An 18,031-nucleotide genomic window follows, 5' to 3' on the forward strand; every position below is an offset into this window, starting at 1 on the left:
CCCGCGCCTCACGCACCGGCGAGGCTGGTTCAGACGGGATCCGCGTCACGACGTCACCTTCCAGGGGTCTGGCTGGACTGCGGGGTAGCGGTGGGAGCCGGCTGGGCCGGGGCCGGGGGAGCGGCCGGGGCCGGGCCCGGTCCGGCCTGCGCGGGCGGCGTCGTCGTCGGGGCCGGGGTGGGCGACGGCGGCGCCTCGGCCACCGAGACGCTGCCGGCGACCTTGCCGTCGGGGCCGATGAAGACGGGGCTGCCGCCCGGGACCAGGCCCAGCTCACGCGCACGGCGCTGGAGTGCGTCGGGGGCGGAGTGGGCATCCACGTCGCGCTGGAGGGCCTGCTCCTCGTCGGTGAGGGCGGTGGTCTCCTTCTTCAGCCGGGTCAGCTGGAAGGAGCCCTCGTTGAGCGCGGAGTTCAGCAGCAGCAGGCTGATCAGCCCGCCGGCGAGCAGGGCGACGACCAGTAGGACGAACGGCATCCGGGCCGCCTGCCCGCCGGGCCGCGGCCGGGCCGGGCGGGCGCCGAGGGCCCGCCCGATGCGGGCCGCCTGCCCGCGGGTCAGCGTGGCGACCTTCCCGGCCTTGGTCACAGTCGCGCCTCCCGGATGCGTTCGACCCCCCGGAACCTCGCCGGGGCGGCCCGCCGGTTCTCGGCGATCTCCTCCTCGGTCGGCAGCTCCGCCCCGCGCGTGAGCAGTTTGAGCTTCGGCTGGTACTTCTCCGGCACCACCGGCAGCCCGGGCGGGGCGGTGGAGGTGGCGCCCGCCGAGAAGACCTGCTTGACCAGCCGGTCCTCCAGCGAGTGGTAGGAGAGGACCGCGATCCGGCCGCCGACCGCGATCCGGTCCACGGCGGCCGGGATGGCCCGCTCCAGCCCGGACAGTTCGCCGTTGACCTCGATCCGCAGCGCCTGGAAGGTGCGCTTCGCCGGATTGCCGCCGGTCCGCTTTGCGGCCTGGGGCAGGGCGTCGCGGATGAGCTCGACCAGCCGGGCGCTGTTGCTGAAGGGGGCCTTTTCGCGTTCGCGGACGATCGCGGACACGATCCGCTTGGCCTGCTTCTCCTCGCCGTACTGGCGCAGGATCCGCACGAGCTCGCCCGGCGCGTAGGTGTTGAGGACCTCGGCGGCGCTGATACCCGTCGTCTGGTCCATGCGCATGTCCAGCGGCGCGTCCTGCGCGTAAGCGAACCCGCGGTCGGCCTCGTCCAGCTGCATGGAGGAGACGCCCAGGTCGAAGAGGATGCCCTGGACGGCCGGGAGGCCCAGACCGTCGAGTACCTCGGCGAGGTCCGCGTAGATCGCGTGGACGAGGGTGGCCCGGTCGCCGAAGCGGGCGAGCCGTTCGCCGGAGAGCCGCAGGGCCTCCTTGTCGCGGTCGAGGCCGATCAGGCGGACGTCGGGGAACCGGGTCAGCAGGGCCTCGCTGTGGCCGCCGAGCCCGAGGGTGCAGTCGACGACGACGGCCCCGGGCCTCTCCAGCGCCGGGGCCAACAGGTCCAGGCACCGCTGGAGCATCACCGGGACATGTCGGGACTCGCTAGTCAAAGCGCCCTCTCAGATAACGGCGCGGCGTGCGTACGCACCGCCCGCTCCCCCGGCCGGTGAGCGGAAGAGGGCCGGGCCGTACGTACGCGCCGCGCACGCGGAGTCTTCATCGGTGGCCGGCGGCCGGTCAGGGCCGGGCTCCGGCCGGTTCGCGTCACTTTAGTGCAACGGTCGCCGCGGTCAACGAACCGGCCCGCGCGCCGTACGCGCCTCTCGGACCGAAGCCCCAAAAGCTCCCGAACCACCCGGACGGCCGACTCCCGCCCACCCCTGTGGGTTAGCTCACAACAAGCCCCGTTGACGTTCTTTGTCCAACCTCACGCGAGGCCGTCGGCGCCCGTGACCATTAACGTCGTACCCATGACGACTTCCGCATCCCTGCCTGCAGAATCCGCACCCGAGGCATCCGCCGGCGGATCCGTCACCGACCGGCTGGTCGAGGCGAACCAGCGTTACGCCGCCAAGTTCACCGACCCCGGCATGGACGCCCGCCCCGTGCTCCACGTGGCCGTCGTGGCCTGTATGGACGCCCGCCTCGACCTGCACAAGGCCCTCGGCCTGGAGCTCGGCGACTGCCACACCATCCGCAACGCGGGCGGCGTGGTCACCGACGACACCATCCGCTCCCTCACCATCAGCCAGCGGGCCCTCGGCACCCGCACGGTGATACTCATCCACCACACCGGCTGCGGTCTCGAAAGCCTGACCGAGGACTTCCGGCACGAGCTGGAGGACGAGGTCGGCCAGCGCCCCTCCTGGGCCGTCGAGGCGTTCCGGGACGTCGACCAGGACGTACGCCAGTCCATGCAGCGGGTCCGCACCAACCCGTTCCTGCCGCACAAGGACGATGTGCGAGGCTTCGTCTTCGACGTGCACACCGGGCTCCTCCGGGAGATCGATCCCAGCTCCTGAGTGACACAAGGCCCTAACGCCGTCAAGAATGCGGGGGGACACCACCCGGGAACCCCGGGTCCGGTGTCCGTGTTTCGGGGTGGGCCGGTCATGCGCCAAGGGCGTCGGCCCTGAGAAATGGGCCGAGGAGAACCAGGTGACGACGTATGACGACCGAGCGAGCCTCGCGGATCTGACCAGCACGGCGGAGCGGGTCCGCCGGTCGGTCGAGAGCGTGATCGAGGGCAAGCCCGAGGTCGTTCGCCTCGCGCTGACCGTGCTCCTCGCCGAGGGGCACCTGCTGATCGAGGACGTGCCCGGCGTGGGCAAGACGATGCTCGCGAAGACGCTGGCCAAGTCCATCGACTGCTCGGTGCAGCGCATCCAGTTCACGCCGGACCTGCTGCCCTCCGACATCACGGGCGTCAGCATCTACGACCAGCAGCGCCGCGAGTTCGAGTTCAAGCCGGGCGCGATCTTCGCGCAGATCGTCATCGGCGACGAGATCAACCGCGCCTCGCCGAAGACCCAGTCCGCGCTGCTGGAGTCGATGGAGGAACGCCAGGTCACCATCGACGGCACCACCTACACGCTGCCCAGCCCCTTCATGGTCGTCGCCACCCAGAACCCGGTGGAGATGGAGGGCACCTACCCGCTGCCCGAAGCCCAGCGCGACCGCTTCATGGCCCGCGTGTCCGTCGGCTACCCCAGCCCCGAGGCCGAGCTCCAGATGCTCGACGTGCACGGCGGGGTCAACCCGCTCGACGACCTCCAGTCCGTCGCGCACGCCCACGACATCGTCAAGCTCATAGAGGCCGTGCGCGAGGTCTACGTCGCCGAGCCCGTCCGGCGCTACGTCGTCGACCTGGTCTCCGCCACCCGCAGCCACCCCGACCTGCGGCTGGGCGCCTCCCCCCGGGCCACCCTGCACCTCCTGCGCGCCGTCAAGGCCTCCGCCGCGCTCGCCGGCCGGGACTACGTCCTGCCCGACGACGTCCAATCGCTGGCCGCGCCGGTCCTCGCGCACCGGCTGCTGCCCACCGCACAGGCCCAGCTGAACCGGCGCACCTCCGAGCAGGTCGTCGGCGAGATCCTCCAGCGCACCCCCGTACCGGCCGCGCACGCCCGCGGCGAGATGCCGCCCGGCGCCGGCGCCCGGAGCTTCTGATGGGCGCCGGCGGCCCGGGAGACGGCGGCGGACTGCGCGCCTCGCTGTCCGGGCTGACCACCCGCGGCCGTTCCTTCGTGGCCGCCGGGATCGCCGCTGCCGTGTGCGCCTACGTCCTCGGCCAGGGCGCACTGCTGCGCGTCGGCCTGCTGCTCGCCCTCCTGCCGCTGCTCTGCGTCTACGCCCTGCACCGCACCCGTTACCGGGTCTCCGGCAGCCGCCGGCTGACCCCCGGGCGGGTGCCCGCCGGCGCCGAGGCCCGGGTGCAGCTGCGCATGGACAACGTCTCCCGGCTGCCCACCGGCCTGCTGATGCTCCAGGACCGGGTGCCCTACGTACTGGGCCCGCGCCCGCGGTTCGTCCTGGACCGGGTCGAGCCCGGCGGCCGCCGCGAGGTGTCCTACCGGGTCCGCTCCGACCTGCGCGGCCGCTACCCGCTGGGCCCGCTCCAGCTGCGGCTGACCGACCCCTTCGGGCTGGTCGAGCTGACCCGCTCCTTCAGCACCTACGACACCCTCACCGTCATACCGCGCACCGAGCCCCTCCCCCCGGTCCGGCTGACCGGCGAGTCCAACGGCTACGGCGACGGCAGCCGCCGCTCCCTGGCCCTGGCCGGCGACGACGACGTGATCCCGCGCGGCTACCGGCGCGGCGACGACCTGCGCCGCGTGCACTGGCGCTCCACCGCCCGCTACGGCGAGCTCATGGTCCGCCGCGAGGAACAACCCCAGCGCAGCAGGGCCACCGTCCTGCTCGACACCCGCCGCCTCGCCTTCGACGGAGCGGGACCCGACTCCGCCTTCGAATGGGCCGTCTCCGCGGCCGCCTCCAGCCTCGTGCACGTCCTGGAACAGGGCTTCTCCACGCGGCTGCTCACCGACACCGGGAGCTCGGTGCCCGGCGAGGGCGGCGGCGGGTTCTCCGCCGGCGGGCACGAGTCCGCGGAGGCCGCCGGGCTGATGATGGACACCCTCGCCGTGGTCGGGCACTCCGACGGCGCCGGGCTCTCCCGCGCCTACGACGCGGTGCGCGGCGGCGGCGGCTTCGGCGAAGGCGGCGGCGACGGGCTCCTCATCGCCTTCTTCGGCGACTTGGACGACGTACAGACCGAACTGGCGGCCAAGATGCGCCAGCGCACCTCGGGCGCGGTGGCCTTCGTACTGGACACCGGGGCCTGGGGCGGACGGCCCGAGCCCGGGCACGACGTGGTCCCGCTGGAGGAGCGGCTGCGCAGGCTGCGCGACGCGGGCTGGACGGCGCTGGCCGCCACGCCCGGGGCGGCCTTCGGCGAGCTGTGGCGCCAGGCAGGGGCCGGACGCGTCGGTACGGGAACGAGCGGAGGCCGGGAATGAGCGGACGGGCGAAACTGACGGTGTTCGCGGCGCTCGCGACGCTTCTCACCTCCTGGTCACTGAGCCCGCTGGTGGAGTCGCAGGCCTGGCTGCTCCAGGGCGCGCTGCTGCTGGCCGTGCAGAGCGCGGTGGGCGCGGGCGCCCGGCGGGTGCCGCTGGCGCGTTCGCTGACCGTGGCCGCGCAGCTGCTGGTATCGCTGCTGCTGCTCGCGCTGCTCTTCGCCGGCAAGGTCGAGTCCACCGGCAGCGGGCCGCTGGCCTACTTCGTGACGGACTTCGGCTCGCTGTTCGCGCAGGGCGTCCACGACGTCGGCGAGTTCGCGATACCGGCACCGCTGACGGACGGCATCCAGCTGCTGCTGGTGTCCGGGGTGCTGCTGATCGGCCTGCTCGTGGACCTGCTGGCGGTGACCGCGCGCACAGCGGCCGCGGCCGGGCTGCCGCTGCTCGCGCTGTACTCGGTCGCCGCGGGCCTGTCGGGCGGCGGGGAGGCCTCGTGGGTCTCCTTCCTGATGGCGGGCTGCGGCTACCTGATGCTGCTGCTGTGCGAGGGCCGCGACCGGCTCGCCCAGTGGGGGCGGGTCTTCGGAGCGGCACCGCGCGGAAGCGGCGCGGCCGACTCCGGTCTCAGCCCCGGCGGCGGCCGGGCGACGGCTCCGGTGCGGTTCGGCCGGCGCGTCGGCGCCATGGCCCTGGGCCTCGCCCTGGTGGTGCCGGCGGCGCTGCCCGCCCTCGGCGAGGGGCTGCTCGGCGGTCCCGAGGACGGCGAGGGCAGCGGCGGGTCCGGCGGCACGATCTCGGCGGTCAACCCGCTGGTCTCCCTGCAGAGCAACCTGAACGCGCAGGACAACCGTGTGGTGCTCAGGTACCGGACGGACAACCCGCAGCAGAGCGAGCAGTACCTGCGCATCCTGGCCCTCGACGAGTTCAGCGGCGCCAAGTGGGAGGCGTCGGGGCGGGCCCTGACCGACGTGCCGCAGCAGCTGCCCGCCCCGCCGGGTCTCGGTGACCAGGTCCGCCTCGGCGCGACCGAGGTGACCACGAACATCACGGCGTCGGACAGCTACAGCCAGCGCTACCTCCCCCTGCCGTACCCGGCGACCGCGGTGGACGTCCGCGGCAAGTGGCGCTTCGAGCCGGTCGGCCGGACCCTGGTCGGCGACCAGCTGGGCAGGGACAAGTACCAGACCGTCCGGGGCGCCGAGTACAACGTGCGCAGCCTGCTGCTGAAGCCGACCGCGCAGCAGCTGCAGAAGGCCCCGGCGCCGGACCCGGCGATCCGCGAGGAGTACACGAAGGTCCCGGACAACCTGCCGCCGGTGGTCGCCGAGACGGCCCGCCAGGTGACGCAGGGGACGAAGGACGACTACTCGCGCGCGGTGAAGCTGCAGGACTTCTTCGCCGTTAGCGGTGGGTTCCGCTACGACACGCAGACCGCCTCGGGGACGGGGCCGCAGGCCGTGGCCCGGTTCCTCGCCGACAAGGAGGGCTTCTGCATCCACTTCGCGTTCTCGATGGCGGCGATGTCCCGCACGCTGGGCATCCCGGCGCGCGTCGCGGTGGGCTTCACTCCCGGGGAGAGGCAGTCGGACGGCGTCGTGAACGTGTCGATGCGCGACGCCCACGCCTGGCCCGAGCTGTACTTCCAGGGCGTGGGCTGGACCCGGTTCGAGCCGACGCCCCGGTCGGGCCTCAACGTCCCGGACTACTCCCGCACGCAGGCTCCGGCGGCCCAGCCGTCCGCGCCGGCGCCGCTGCCCTCGCAGGGCGCGGTGCTGCCGGCTCCGGCGCCGTCGGCGTCCGTCGAGTGCCCGCCGGCGCTGAAGAAGCTCGGTGAGTGCGGGCCGACCGCACCGCAGCAGAGCGCGGCCCGGGACGGCGGACCGTCCCTGGCGGCGGTCCTCGGCTGGGCGGCGGCCGTGGCCGCGGTGCTGGGCCTGCCCCTGCTCCCGCTGCTGTGGCGCAGCCGACTGCGGGCCCGGCGCCTGGGGACCGGGGAGGTGCCGGCGGCCTGGCAGGAGCTGGCCGACGCCGCCTGGGACGTGGGCGTGGCCCCGGACGAGGCGCTGTCCCCGCGCCGGGCCGCGAGCCGGATCGTGGACCTGGGCCAACTGGAAGCGGACGCCGCCGCGGCGGTGCACCGGGTGGCGGGCGCGGTGGAACGGGCCCTGTACGCGCCGCCGGGCGCGGAGGTCTCGTACGCGGGCCTGGCGGACGACGTACTCCAGGGCCGGGCGGGCCTGCTGGCCGCGGCGGACCGCCTGCCCCGGCTGCGCGCGCTGCTGCTGCCGCGCTCGGCGGCCCGGATCTCCTGGGCGGTCTCGGCCCGCTGGTCGGTTCTGGCCGGGGCGGCCTCGGCCCGCCTCACGGCCCTCCGGCTCCGCCTCCCGCTCCGGGGCCGCGGCTAGGGCGTGCCTGTCGGATCTTGTCGGCCGAGCCGCGTTGTCCGGTGCCGTGCCTCGCGAGGCGGAGGAGCTCTCCGCGTACCGGACGTAAGCGGAGCCCCGACAACGCGGCGAGACGCGGTGCCGGGCAGCGCGGGCCCGGCAGGATCCGAAGGAAGGCGAGGGGGTGTGGGGGCAGAGCCCCCGCAACGGCGCCGCGCCCAGCGCACCACCTGCGGAACCCGCGGACGCGAGAACGCGGCGAGGCCCGATCCCCCCGGGCCCCGCCGCGTCCGCGCTTTTCCCACCGGGTCCCCCGTACCTCCTCCCGGTTCCGGAAGGAGGTACCCGGTCCGCTCCGCAGCCCCGTGTCGGCGGTGCGGACCGGGTCTCCTGTCCGTTGCTCCCAGTCTGGCGTCCACGCAGGTGGGAGCCCATCCGCGCGCGTACTCATTTCCGCGGCTAGGTACGGGTACTCAGCGACCGCGGCGGGCCCCACCAGTTGTACGGCCTGACGCGCCCGCGCGGCACCGCCGACTGGGGGGTGCCGTGCGGTTCAGCGGTTTCCGCTGACCCGGCCGCGCAGCAGCAGCGACAGCGCCGAATGCACGTCGTCGAGGGACCGCTCCCGCTGGAAGGACTGCCAGTCCAGGGCGGCCACCAGGACCATCCCCACCATCGCGGCCGCGGTGAGCGGCACGTCGATCTCGGAGCTGAGCTCCCCCCGCTCGACGCCCTCGCGCAGCACCTTCTCCACGACGGCCACCGCCTCCTGGCGGACCACCATCAGGGTGGACTGCCAGGTGCGGTTGGTGCGCCACAGTTCGGCGACGTACAGCTGGGTGAAGGCGGGGTAGCGGTCGATGAAGACGAGGCCCGCCCGGATCATGGCGTCGAGCGCCTCGACCCGGCTGCCGCCGCGCGCCTCGGTCTCCTCGGCCGCCGTTCGCAGCGATGCCGTCAGCAGGCCGACGCCGTGCCGGAGCAGTTCCTCGAAGAGCTCGTTCTTGCTCGCGAAGTTGTAGTAGACGGTGCCCTTCGCCACGCCCGCCCGCTCGGCGATCTCATCGACCGTGGTCGCTGAGAAGCCCTTCTCGGCGATCAGGGTGACGGCCGCTTCGTAGAGCTTCTGCCGGGTGGCCCGACGACGGCCCCCGCCGGTACCCGTACCGGTGCTGCTGCTGTCCATGGCGCTGATTGTCACAGGTCAACACATCCCTACAGGGTCAGTTCCGGGTGCAGTCGGTCCATGGTCCACACCTGCTTGCCGCGGGCGGCCAGCGCGGTCAGTGCGAGGGCTCCGACCGTGAAGGCCACCAGGACCACGCTGCCCTGCCAGACCGGGGTGAGGTCGCCGCCGGTGATGAGGTGGCGCAGGCTCTCCACGACGTAGGACATCGGCAGGTAGGGGTGGACGGCGTTGAAGAAGTCCGGACTGGTCTGGACGGGGTAGGTGCCGCCGGCCGAGGTCAGCTGGAGCATCAGGACGGCGAGGACGAGGATCCGCCCGGCCGCGCCGAACTTGGCGTTGAGCCACTGGATGATCGCCGCGAAGCAGCCGGTGACCAGCAGCAGGAAGCCGATGGTGAGGGCCGGGTGGGCCATCTTCAGGCCGAGGTCCGGGGCCCACTGCAGGACGGACATCAGCAGGGCGACCTGGGCGGCGCCGATCCCCATGACGGGCAGCCAGCCGGCGAGGGCGATCCGCCAGGGCGAGGCGCCGGCGGACAGGGCCCGCTTGTTCATCGGGGTGATCAGCATGTAGGCGACCATCGCGCCGACCCAGAGGGACAGCGGGATGAAGTAGGGCGCGAAGCCGGTGCCGTAGTTGGGCGCCTTGTGCAGGGACTGGTTGGCGAGCTTGATCGGGTCGGCCATGACCTCGGTGCGGGCGTCCCGCTGCTGCTGGTCGTAGTCGGGGATCTTGCCCACGCCCTCGTGCAGGCCGCCGGCGAGCTCGCCGGTGCCGTCGACGAGCTTGTACATGCCTCCGTCGAGGCGGTGGGCGCCGTCGCCGAGCTTGCCGACGCCGTCGCTGAGGGCGCCGGAGCCGGTGGTGGCGGTGCCGAGGCCGGTGTGCAGCTCGGCCATGCCGGTGGCGACCTTGTGGGCACCGGTGTTGAGGGCGTTGACCTTGGCGACGGCCGCGTCGAGGTCCGCGGCGAGGTGGGGGGCCTTGTCGGCGAGGTCGCGCGCCTTGTTCTCCAGGTCGGTCAGCTGGGTGCGGAGCTTGGACACGTCGCCGTTGGCGTTCTTGACCAGGGCGCTGACGTCACCGCTGAGTTCGGCGGCCTCCGCCATGTCGTCCCGGACCCTCTTCAGGTCGGGGCAGGAGGCGAGGTGCGGTTCGCCGCCGGGGGTGACGCAGTGCTTGGTGTAGTAGGCGTCGGCGCCGGTGGAGGCGCGCTTGGCGGCGGCCGCGGCGGCCGGGGCCTTCTCGGCGAACTTGTCGAGGTGGTTGTTGACCACCTTCGCGCTGTCGGCGACCAGTTCGGCGGTGGCCGCGAGGCTCTTGGGGTCCTTGACGAAGGGGCGGGCCTTGTCGGCCGCGCCGTTGACCTTGTCGGCGACGAGCTGGGTGCCGTTCGCGACGTCCCTCGTGCCGGTCTCCAGCTTGGCTGCGCCCGAGTTGAGCTTCTTCAGGCCGTTGGCCAGCTCGCCGCTCTTCTCCCCGGCGGTGTCGAGGCCGTCGGCGAGCTCCTTGGCGCCCTCCTGGGCCTTGCCCGCCCCGTCCTTGAGCTTGTCGGCGCCGTCGGCGGCCTCGGCGGTCTTGTCGTGCAGGTCGGAGAAGCTGACGAAGATCTTGTCGAGGAAACCGCGGGAGGCGTTGGCGGACGCCGCCGAGCGGACCTCGGAGAAGACGGTGCGCGAGATGGAGCCGACGACGTAGTTGTTGGCGTCGTTGGTGCGGACCTGGAGGGCACCGGTGGTGGGGTCGTCGCCCGAGCTGGAGGCGATCTTCTCGCTGAAGTCGGCCGGCATGGTCAGGGTCAGGTAGTAGGTGCCGTCCTCCAGGCCCTTGGCCGCCTTCTCGGGGCTCACCTCCCGCCAGTCGAAGGTCCTGCTGTCGCGGAGCTTCTTGGTGATCTCGCCGCCCGCGTCCAGGTGCTTGCCGTCGACGCTCGCGCCCCGGTCGGAGTTGACGAGGGCGACGGGCACCTTGTCGAGGCGGCTGTACGGGTCCCAGAAGGACCAGAGGTAGAGGGCTCCGTAGAGCAGTGGCAGCAGGAGCAGCGCGACGAGGGCGGCCCGGGGCAGCTTCCCCCGCCCGAACCGCTTCAGCTCAAGCGCGGCCAGCTTCGGCGAGCGCATCGTCCGCCCCCTTCGTGTCGACGTTTTCGGTGTCGGTGTCGGTGTCGGTGTCGTTTCCGGTGCCGGAGCCGTCGTCGGTGCCGTCGGCCGCATCGGCGGCGGCATCGGCGGCGGCATCGGCGTCCTTCTCCGGGTCCGCCTCGACGTCCTCTTCGGCTCCCCTGCCGGCCTCGGCGTCGTCCTTCGCCCCCTTGCCCCACGTGATCTTCGGGGTGTCGGCGGCGGGCCTCTTCGGCTTCTCCTCCGGTGCCCCGTCGTCCGCCTTCGGGCCGGTCCGCAGGACCACGGCGTCGGCGGGGGCTTCGCTGCACACCGCGAGGACGGTGGTCCCCCGGGCGGCGATCGAGCGCAGCAGGGTCCAGACCTCGCCGCGTTCGGGGTCCGAGAGCTTGAGGTCGAGGTCGTCCAGGGCGAGCAGCCGCGGGGAGCCGAGCAGGGCGATGGCCACCGACAGCCGCACGGACTCCAGCCGTTCCAGGTCCCGGACGGTGGTGCGCTCGGCCTTGGGCAGTGTGGCGAGGTCCAGTCCGGCGGCGTCGAGGGCGGCCTCGATCCGGGCGGAGGCGGCGGCGCGGCGCTCGGCCCGGGGCCGCAGCAGGGAGCGGATCGGGGCGTCGTAGTGGCGCTGGAGCAGGGCGCCCTCGCGCAGCTGCTCGGCGACGGTGAGGGACTGGTCGAGGTCGTTGACCCCGGGGACCGGGCCGAGGGCGGCGATCCGGCGGACCGCGGCCATCTTCTTCGGCAGCCGGTGGGGGCCGACCTCGGCGTGGCCCTCGGTGGGTTTCATCCGCCCGGTGAGGGCAAGGAGCAGGCAGGTCCGGCCGCTGCCGGAGGGGCCTTCGACCGCGATGAGCGAGCCGGGCGCCGCGTCGAGGCCGAGCCCCCGGAAGGCCCAGCCGCGCGGGCCCTTGAGTCCGAAGTCCTCGGCCTTGACGGCCGCGCCGTGCGGGCTGTCCACGCCGTCCCCCTTCTTTTTGAACTGACCGGTCAGTTCAAAAACTACCACCTGATGCCGCACCAGGCGTGCAGGAGGGGGTAGTTGCTCTGCATATGACGGAAAAAGCGCAGGTCAGGGCGATTGTCAGTGGGGGCCGTCACGATGGGGGCAACGCACAACGCATCGACAGGAGGTTCGTCATGGCCACACCGTCCCCGTCCCCTGTCCACCCCGTCCTGCGGAAGTCGGCGGCCCCTCCGGCCGCCCTCGACCTCCTCGCCAAGGCCCACAGCGGCCTGGCCGAGGCCGCCCGGCTGACCCGGCCCAACGAGCGCTACGCGACGGCCCACCTCTCCGCACTGCGCACCGCCGCGGCCGTGCTCGCGGCGCGCGGGCGCCCCGAGCCGGCCAACCCGCGGCGGCGGCCCCGGATCCGCAGCGCGTGGGAGGTGCTGCCGGAGCTGGCACCGGAGCTGGCCGAGTGGAGCGCCCTCTTCGCCTCCGGCGCCGCGCGCCGGGCCCGGGCCGAGGCGGGGATACCGGACGCGGCGAGCGCCCGGGACGCGGACGACCTGCTGCGCGCCGCCTCGATGTTCCTGCGCCTGGTGGAGCGGATGCTCGCCGTACGGGTGCCCGCCCAGAGCCCGGCCCAGACCTTGCCCCAGCCACGGCCGGAGCGTCCGGACGCGGGATGACCTGCCCGGCTGCGGAAGGCAATAGGGTGGGGCACTGACCGCTCACCCTTACCGCGCCGAGGAGCCATCAGCCGTGTCGGACACTTCCCGCCCCCGTGCCTCCCTCCGCACCGCCGTGGTGTGGGAGGTCCTCAAGGAGGCGCTCGACCGCCGGGTGAAGGCGACCGGACGGGACGTGCTGGACGTGCTCGACACCGGCGGCGGCACCGGCAAGTTCGCCGTGCCGGTGGCCCACCTGGGCCACCGGGTCACCGTGGTCGACCCCAGCCCCAACGCCCTGTTCGGGCTGGAGCGCCGGGTGGCCGAGGCCGGCGTCGCCGACCTGGTCCGCGGCGTCCAGGGCGACGCCCAGGGCCTGTTGGACGTGGTGGAGCGGGAGGCGTACGACGTGGTGCTCTGCCACGGCGTCCTTGAGTACGTGGACGACCCGGCCGAGGGCGTGGCCAACGCGGTGGCTGCCCTGCGCCCCGGCGGCACGCTCAGCCTGCTGGCCGCCGGCCTCGGCGGGGCCGTACTCGCCCGCGCCCTGGCCGGGCACTTCACGGAGGCCCGTACCGCCCTCGGCGACCCGGCCGGCCGCTGGGGCTCCGGCGACCCGGTGCCGCGCCGCTTCACCGCCGAGCAGCTCTCCGAGCTGGTCGGGGAGGCCGGCCTGGCGGTCGGCGCGGTGCACGGCGTGCGGATCTTCGCCGACCTCGTCCCGGGCGTCCTGGTGGACACCGAGCCGGGCGCGGTGGAGGCGCTGCTGCGTCTGGAGGAGGCCGCGGCGGAGCTGCCCGCCTTCCACGCGGTGGCCACGCAACTGCACGTCCTGGGCGAGAAGCAGGTCTGAACTGCGCTCTTGCGCGCACGGAGTCTGCCGCCGACCCTCCGCTTCGCCGGTCCGCCCCGTATGATCGGGAGCAGTGACCGGCATGGCGATCGGGCCATTGGGGAATAACGGCCTCAGTGACCGCTCCCGCGGCGGTACGGTTTTCACGCAGTGGCGTTACGGCTGTGTCTTTCTGTGCTTTGTCATTTTGGAACGTGTGTAGAGGGCGGGTGTCACGGGGGCGATTCCCCGCCTATCCTGAAGGGGACCCCTGGTCGCTACCCCCGCGACCGACGGATGAGGAGGACTCCCGTGCCGCTCTCGGAGCACGAGCAGCGAATGCTCGAGCAGATGGAGCGAGCGCTGTACGCCGAAGACCCCAAGTTCGCGACAGCGCTTGAGGGCAGCGGGCTGCGTACGTACACCCGGCGACGGGTCTACCAGGCAGTCGCAGGCATTGTGGTGGGTATCGCGCTCCTCATGACCGGTGTGATCATTCCGAACGTGCTCTGGATCAGCGTGGTGGGCTTCCTCGTCATGCTGGGATGTACGGTCCTGGTGGTCACCGGTTGGCGCAAGGCACCCAAGCCCGGCGAGCAGCCCGTCTCCGGAAGTACTGGCGGTTCGGCCCGCGGCCACAACCGGCAGCGTCGGTCGATGATGAACCGCATCGAGGACCGGTGGCAGCGCCGGCGTGACGAGCAGGGGCAGTAGCCCCGGACCACGTGAGTGAGGGGACGGCCGCCACCGTGCGACCGTCCCCTCACTGTTGTGCGCCGGCCTGCGGTCCACGGGCGTCCCCGTACGGCATGATGATCCGATGAGTGTGCTCCCCCTGGTCTTCACCAGCGGCTGGGCCAGCGGGATCAACGCATACGCCGTGGTCCTCCTGCTCGGCATCTTCGGCCGTACCGGCCTGACCGACGAGGTCCCCGCGTCGCTCCAGCGCCCGGATGTGCTGATCGTCGCCGCCGTGCTGTTCCTGTGCGAGGCGGTCGCCGACAAGATCCCGTACGTCGACTCGATATGGGACACCGTCCACACCGTGATCCGCCCGGTGGCAGGTGCGGCGATCGGCGCCCTGCTGGCCGGTCAGAGCGGCTCGCTCTCCGACATCACCGCCGGGGCCGTCGGCGGCACCACGGCGCTGGCCAGCCATTTCGTGAAGGCCGGCACGCGGATGGCGATCAACACCTCGCCCGAGCCGTTCACCAACGTGGCAATGAGCATCGCCGAGGACCTCGGTGTGGCGGGCCTGGTCACCTTCGCGATGTTCCATCCGCTCGCCGCCGCGATCATCGCGGGCTCCCTGCTGGTCGTCGGGCTGGCCATACTCTTCTTCCTCTGGAGCCGGATCCGCCGTTTCCTGCGCCGGCGCGCCCAGCGCCGCGAGGAGAAGCGGCTGGCCACGGAGGCCCGCCAGGCCACCGGGGCCCCACCCCGCTGACCGCGGGCGCCCGCACGGGGCCATAGGCTCGCCCGCATGGCACGAATTGCGGTGATCGGCGCCGGCATGGGCGCGATGGCGACGGCGGCCCGGCTGGCCGTGGCGGGGCACCAGGTGACGGTGTACGAGCGGAGCGCGACCTACGGCGGGGCCGTCGGCCGGTACGAGCGCGAGGGCTTCGCCTTCGACACCGGGCCCGGGCTGCTGCACCTTCCCGCCGTCTACCGCGACCTCTTCCTGAAGACCGGCAAGCGGCCGCTGGAGGAGTGCGTCGACATGGCGCAGGCCGACCCGGCCGTCCGCCACGTCCTGCCCGGCCACGGCATCGACGTCACCCTGCCCGGCGCCTCGCACGGCGGTGTCGCCGCCGCCCTCGACGGCGCGTTCGGCCAGGGTGCCGGTGAGCGCTGGAACGGGGTGCTGGGCCGTGCCCGCGACGCCTGGGACGCCACCCGCCGCCCGCTGCTGGAGGAGCCCCTGCGGGACGGGGCCCGGCAGGCGCTGGGCGGCGACCCGTACCCGGCCCTGCGGCGCAGCGGCCTGCTCCGCCGCCGTACACCGACCCTCGCCGAGGTGGCCGGGCGGGAGCTGGGCGGTCCCCTGGCGCAGGTGCTGACCGGAGTGGTCCGCGGCTACGGCCTCGACCCCGCCACGGCTCCCGGCTCGGCGGCCGTGCTCCCGTACATGGAGCAGACCTTCGGCAGCTGGTACGTGAGCGGCGGGATGCGGGCACTGGCCACCGCCGTGTACGAGCGCTGCCTGGAGCGGAAGGTCGCCTTCGTCTTCGGGGCGGAGGTCCGCGAGGTCCTGGTCCGGGGCGGCCGGGCGGCCGGCCTGCTGCTGGCCGACGGAACGGAGGCGGCCGCCGACTCCGTCGTCTGCGGGATCGACCCGCGGCGGCTGCCGGCCGGTTCGCTCCCGTGGCCCGCCGACGCCGTACCGGCCCGCGGGGACGGCGTGCCCGGCCGGATCACGCTGCTGCTCGCGCTGCGCGGGGCCCGCCCGGCGGGGACCGTCCACCGCACCCTCGTGCACGCCGCCGGGGCGCAGGTCACCGTCATGCGGCCGGACGATCCCGCCACGCGGCCCGACGCGGAGCACGAGGCGGTCACCGTGAGCGCCGTCCACGGCCCGGGGACCTCGGAGCCCGGGGAGCTGCTGAACCTCGCTGAGAAGGCCGTACAGGGCCTGCGGGAGCGGCTGTTGTGGCAGGAGGTGCGCACCCCGGCCGACATCGAGGCGGCCACCGGTGCATTGGGCGGCGCGGTGCCCCCGCCCGCCCTCGCGGGCGCGGGGGGCCGGCTGCTCTATCCGGCCAACTCCACGGCCGTGCCCGGGTTGTACCTGGCGGGCGGCTGGGCCCACCCCGGCGGCGGGCTCGCGCACGCCGGGATGACCGGGGCCCTGGTGGCCGGGCTGATCGTGGAGGGTGCGGGCTTCCGCGGCTCCCAGTGACCCGGCCGCGGACCCTGACCTCGCCCTGACCCCGCCCTGACCCCGGCCCCGGCCGGCTCAGTAGCGGTACTGCTCGTACTCCCCCTGCTGGGGGTACGGGTACTGCTGCGGCGGCTGCCCGCCCTGCTCGTCCGACGGGTACGGCTGGCCGCCCCCGTCGGTGGATCTCTGCTGCGGGACCCAGACGCCGCCCGGCGGGGTGTCGGTGGAGTACTGCTGCTGCCCGTAGTCGGCGTACGGGGCGTAGTCGTAGGGCTGGGGCGGGACGACGCCCCCGCCGGTTCCGATGTACGGGTCCGAGTAGGCGGCGTAGACCTGCTGCTGCTCGCCCGTCGGGTAGCCGCCGGAGTAGTCGTAACCGCCCTGGTTGTGCTGGTCGTAGTACGCCGCGTACTGGTGGCCGTCCTGCTCGGCGGTGGTGAACGGCGAGGCGAAGGCCGCCGTCTGGCCGACCTCCGGGGCAGGCGTCGAGAAGCTCTGTATCCCGTAGGACCCGGTGTCCTCGGGCACCGGCTGCGGGCTGTAGACCTCTTCGGCCGCGGCCCGCAACGGCCGCTCGTCCGCGGCCCCGTCGGCGTCCCCGTACTCCAGGGCGGTGACCTGGAGCGCCGGTTCCGGCGTCGCGGTCCTTCCCCTGCGGCGCCTGGCCTGCCGTACGGGCTCCCCGCCGCGGCGCAGCGCCCAGCCGGCGACGAAGCCCTTGCGGAAGGAGAGCGTCACCAGGGTCTGGCCCACGGCGAACGCGGCGGCGCCGGCGCCGATGACCGGCACCGAGGGCAGTATCACCCCGGCGACGACGCCGAGGAAGCCGGCGAAGGCGAGCAGGCGCCAGCGGAGCCGGGCCTTGTACTGCATCAGTACCTCGGCAAGCAGCCACAACGCGACGATTCCGAACGCGATGTAGAGGACCGTCATACCCATGCAAGGCCCCTCTCGGTACGGCCGTCACACGGGTACGGCCGGTCAGGCCCGCTGGTGCAGGCCCAGGTTCTCGTAGATCTCGAGAGTCGCCGTGGAATTGTTCAGCGTGATGAAGTGCAGTCCCGGTACACCTTCGGACAGCAGCCGCGCGCAGAACTCCGTGGCGAACTCGATGCCAATGGAGCGTACAGCGGCCGGGTCGTCCTTGACGGCGAGCATGCGCTCTTTCACGTCCGCGGGGAAGACAGCGGTGCTGAGCTGGGGCAGTCGGTCGAGCTGCTTGATGCCCACAACAGGCATGACCTCGGGGATGATCGGGGTCTCGCAGCCCGCCTTCTCGACGCTGTCGCGCAGCCTCAGATAATTCTCGGGATCGAAGAACATCTGGGTGATCGCATAGTCCGCGCCCGCACGGCACTTGTCCACGAAGTGCCGGATGTCCGTATCCCAGTCGGTCGATCGCGGGTGCATCTCGGGGAACGCCGCGACGCCGACGCAGAAGTCTCCGGACTCCTTGAGCAGCCGCACCAGGTCGGCGGCGTAGTGCACGCCCTCGGGGTGGGCCACCCAGTCGGCCATCGGGTCGCCCGGCGGGTCGCCGCGCAGGGCGAGCATGTTGCGGATCCCGGCGTCGGCGAACTGGCCGATGACGTGGCGCAGTTCGGCGATGGAGTGGTCCACGGCGGTGAGGTGCGCGACCGGGGTCAGCGTGGTGTCCGCGGCGATCTCCTGGGTGGCCTTGACGGTGCCGCCGCGGGTGGAGCCGCCGGCTCCGTAGGTCACGGAGACGAAGCTCGGGGATACCGCCTCGACCCGGCGGAGGGCGTTCCAGAGGTTGCGTTCGCCCTTCTCGGTCTTCGGGGCCCAGAACTCGAAGGAGTACGAGCGCCCGGACGCGAGGAGGTCGCGGACCGTGTGTGCACGGTCCGACCAGGTGGAAGCGGTACCAGAGGCCATGTGGGCAGGTTAGACGCGGCCCGGCGCTCCCCGAAGCGGCGTCCGCCTTTTGGACACGTTTTTGGACACCTGGGCTTCCGCCTCTGGCTCGAAGGGGCCTGTACGGACTATGCGGCGCGGAATGCCACCGGTCGTCGGCTGTCCGGGCGGACGGGACC

16 protein-coding genes are annotated in these 18,031 nt (G+C 73.1%); 9 read left to right on the forward strand and 7 right to left on the reverse strand.

From position 1 onward, the window contains the following. Positions 1-53: 53 nt before the first annotated feature. Positions 54-587, reverse strand: a complete 534-nt coding sequence (locus AB0F82_RS24020) for a hypothetical protein (RefSeq protein WP_362631158.1) — start codon at positions 585-587, stop codon at positions 54-56. After that, positions 584-1,513, reverse strand: a complete 930-nt coding sequence (gene rsmH, locus AB0F82_RS24025; protein WP_390075181.1) for a 16S rRNA (cytosine(1402)-N(4))-methyltransferase RsmH — start codon at positions 1,511-1,513, stop codon at positions 584-586. The genes AB0F82_RS24020 and rsmH overlap by 4 nt, the downstream gene beginning before the upstream one ends. Before the next feature lie 390 nt (positions 1,514-1,903). Here rsmH and AB0F82_RS24030 point away from each other — a divergent pair, with 390 nt between their 5' ends. The 4 genes from AB0F82_RS24030 to AB0F82_RS24045 all read left to right on the forward strand — a co-directional run bounded on the left by AB0F82_RS24030 (position 1,904) and on the right by AB0F82_RS24045 (position 7,362). Then, entirely contained in the window at positions 1,904-2,455 is a 552-nt protein-coding gene (locus AB0F82_RS24030; protein ID WP_356813088.1) for a beta-class carbonic anhydrase, read from the forward strand. A 136-nt stretch (positions 2,456-2,591) separates the two neighbouring features. Beyond that, positions 2,592-3,602, forward strand: coding sequence for an AAA family ATPase (locus AB0F82_RS24035; protein ID WP_356813087.1), 1,011 nt, complete (start codon positions 2,592-2,594; stop codon positions 3,600-3,602). Continuing rightward, on the forward strand, positions 3,602-4,954 hold the full coding sequence (locus tag AB0F82_RS24040) for a DUF58 domain-containing protein (RefSeq protein WP_362631161.1): 1,353 nt from the start codon (positions 3,602-3,604) through the stop codon (positions 4,952-4,954). The genes AB0F82_RS24035 and AB0F82_RS24040 overlap by 1 nt, the downstream gene beginning before the upstream one ends. Then, entirely contained in the window at positions 4,951-7,362 is a 2,412-nt protein-coding gene (locus tag AB0F82_RS24045) for a DUF3488 and transglutaminase-like domain-containing protein (protein WP_362631163.1), read from the forward strand. Before AB0F82_RS24040 ends, AB0F82_RS24045 begins: the two co-directional genes overlap by 4 nt. A 532-nt stretch (positions 7,363-7,894) precedes the next feature. On the opposite strand, the gene AB0F82_RS24050 is transcribed toward AB0F82_RS24045, so the two are convergent. From AB0F82_RS24050 to AB0F82_RS24060, 3 genes are read right to left on the reverse strand one after another with little or no spacing between them, the layout of a single operon-like run. Further along, complete coding sequence (locus tag AB0F82_RS24050) at positions 7,895-8,527, reverse strand: TetR/AcrR family transcriptional regulator (RefSeq protein ID WP_356813084.1); 633 nt, start codon at positions 8,525-8,527, stop codon at positions 7,895-7,897. A gap of 29 nt (positions 8,528-8,556) precedes the next feature. Continuing rightward, positions 8,557-10,650, reverse strand: a complete 2,094-nt coding sequence (locus tag AB0F82_RS24055) for a YhgE/Pip domain-containing protein (protein ID WP_362631165.1) — start codon at positions 10,648-10,650, stop codon at positions 8,557-8,559. Further along, positions 10,622-11,608, reverse strand: a complete 987-nt coding sequence (locus tag AB0F82_RS24060) for an ATP-binding cassette domain-containing protein (protein ID WP_362631167.1) — start codon at positions 11,606-11,608, stop codon at positions 10,622-10,624. Before AB0F82_RS24060 ends, AB0F82_RS24055 begins: the two co-directional genes overlap by 29 nt. A gap of 179 nt (positions 11,609-11,787) precedes the next feature. Between AB0F82_RS24060 and AB0F82_RS24065 the strand changes: the two genes are divergently transcribed. From AB0F82_RS24065 to AB0F82_RS24085, 5 genes are all read left to right on the forward strand, one after another. Further along, complete coding sequence (locus tag AB0F82_RS24065) at positions 11,788-12,282, forward strand: SAV_6107 family HEPN domain-containing protein (RefSeq protein WP_362631169.1); 495 nt, start codon at positions 11,788-11,790, stop codon at positions 12,280-12,282. Between the two features lie 73 nt (positions 12,283-12,355). After that, on the forward strand, positions 12,356-13,114 hold the full coding sequence (locus AB0F82_RS24070; protein WP_362631171.1) for a methyltransferase: 759 nt from the start codon (positions 12,356-12,358) through the stop codon (positions 13,112-13,114). 291 nt (positions 13,115-13,405) lie between these two features. Next, positions 13,406-13,807 carry a DUF3040 domain-containing protein gene (locus AB0F82_RS24075; RefSeq protein ID WP_030663992.1) on the forward strand — a complete coding sequence of 134 codons (402 nt, stop codon included), beginning with the start codon at positions 13,406-13,408 and terminating at the stop codon, positions 13,805-13,807. Positions 13,808-13,913: 106 nt separating this feature from the next. Beyond that, positions 13,914-14,540, forward strand: coding sequence for a DUF4126 domain-containing protein (locus tag AB0F82_RS24080; protein ID WP_362631173.1), 627 nt, complete (start codon positions 13,914-13,916; stop codon positions 14,538-14,540). A gap of 36 nt (positions 14,541-14,576) precedes the next feature. Continuing rightward, positions 14,577-15,995 (forward strand): phytoene desaturase family protein, encoded by a 1,419-nt coding sequence (locus tag AB0F82_RS24085; protein WP_362631175.1) that lies wholly within the window; start codon positions 14,577-14,579, stop codon positions 15,993-15,995. A 57-nt stretch (positions 15,996-16,052) separates the two neighbouring features. Here AB0F82_RS24085 and AB0F82_RS24090 read toward each other — a convergent pair whose 3' ends face one another. Together AB0F82_RS24090 and metF are read right to left on the reverse strand one after the other, a co-directional pair. Then, complete coding sequence (locus AB0F82_RS24090) at positions 16,053-16,916, reverse strand: hypothetical protein (protein WP_362631177.1); 864 nt, start codon at positions 16,914-16,916, stop codon at positions 16,053-16,055. A 42-nt stretch (positions 16,917-16,958) separates the two neighbouring features. Further along, the gene (gene metF, locus AB0F82_RS24095; RefSeq protein ID WP_030832763.1) at positions 16,959-17,873 is read right to left on the reverse strand and encodes a methylenetetrahydrofolate reductase [NAD(P)H]; all 915 of its coding nucleotides are present in this window, start codon (positions 17,871-17,873) and stop codon (positions 16,959-16,961) included. Between the last annotated feature and the right edge of the window lie 158 nt (positions 17,874-18,031).

The sequence above is a fragment of the Streptomyces virginiae genome (genome assembly GCF_040638905.1).
GTDB classification, from domain to species: domain Bacteria; phylum Actinomycetota; class Actinomycetes; order Streptomycetales; family Streptomycetaceae; genus Streptomyces; species Streptomyces virginiae_B.

Coding starts and splice junctions, on each gene's coding strand:
- rsmH (WP_390075181.1), bottom strand. CDS start 1,513: ATGCTCCAGCGGTGCCTGGACCTGTTGGCCCCGGCGCTGGAGAGGCCC.
- AB0F82_RS24030 (WP_356813088.1), top strand. CDS start 1,904: ATGACGACTTCCGCATCCCTGCCTGCAGAATCCGCACCCGAGGCATCC.
- AB0F82_RS24040 (WP_362631161.1), top strand. CDS start 3,602: ATGGGCGCCGGCGGCCCGGGAGACGGCGGCGGACTGCGCGCCTCGCTG.
- AB0F82_RS24045 (WP_362631163.1), top strand. CDS start 4,951: ATGAGCGGACGGGCGAAACTGACGGTGTTCGCGGCGCTCGCGACGCTT.
- AB0F82_RS24050 (WP_356813084.1), bottom strand. CDS start 8,527: ATGGACAGCAGCAGCACCGGTACGGGTACCGGCGGGGGCCGTCGTCGG.
- AB0F82_RS24055 (WP_362631165.1), bottom strand. CDS start 10,650: ATGCGCTCGCCGAAGCTGGCCGCGCTTGAGCTGAAGCGGTTCGGGCGG.
- AB0F82_RS24065 (WP_362631169.1), top strand. CDS start 11,788: ATGGCCACACCGTCCCCGTCCCCTGTCCACCCCGTCCTGCGGAAGTCG.
- AB0F82_RS24080 (WP_362631173.1), top strand. CDS start 13,914: ATGAGTGTGCTCCCCCTGGTCTTCACCAGCGGCTGGGCCAGCGGGATC.
- AB0F82_RS24085 (WP_362631175.1), top strand. CDS start 14,577: ATGGCACGAATTGCGGTGATCGGCGCCGGCATGGGCGCGATGGCGACG.
- AB0F82_RS24090 (WP_362631177.1), bottom strand. CDS start 16,916: ATGGGTATGACGGTCCTCTACATCGCGTTCGGAATCGTCGCGTTGTGG.
- metF (WP_030832763.1), bottom strand. CDS start 17,873: ATGGCCTCTGGTACCGCTTCCACCTGGTCGGACCGTGCACACACGGTC.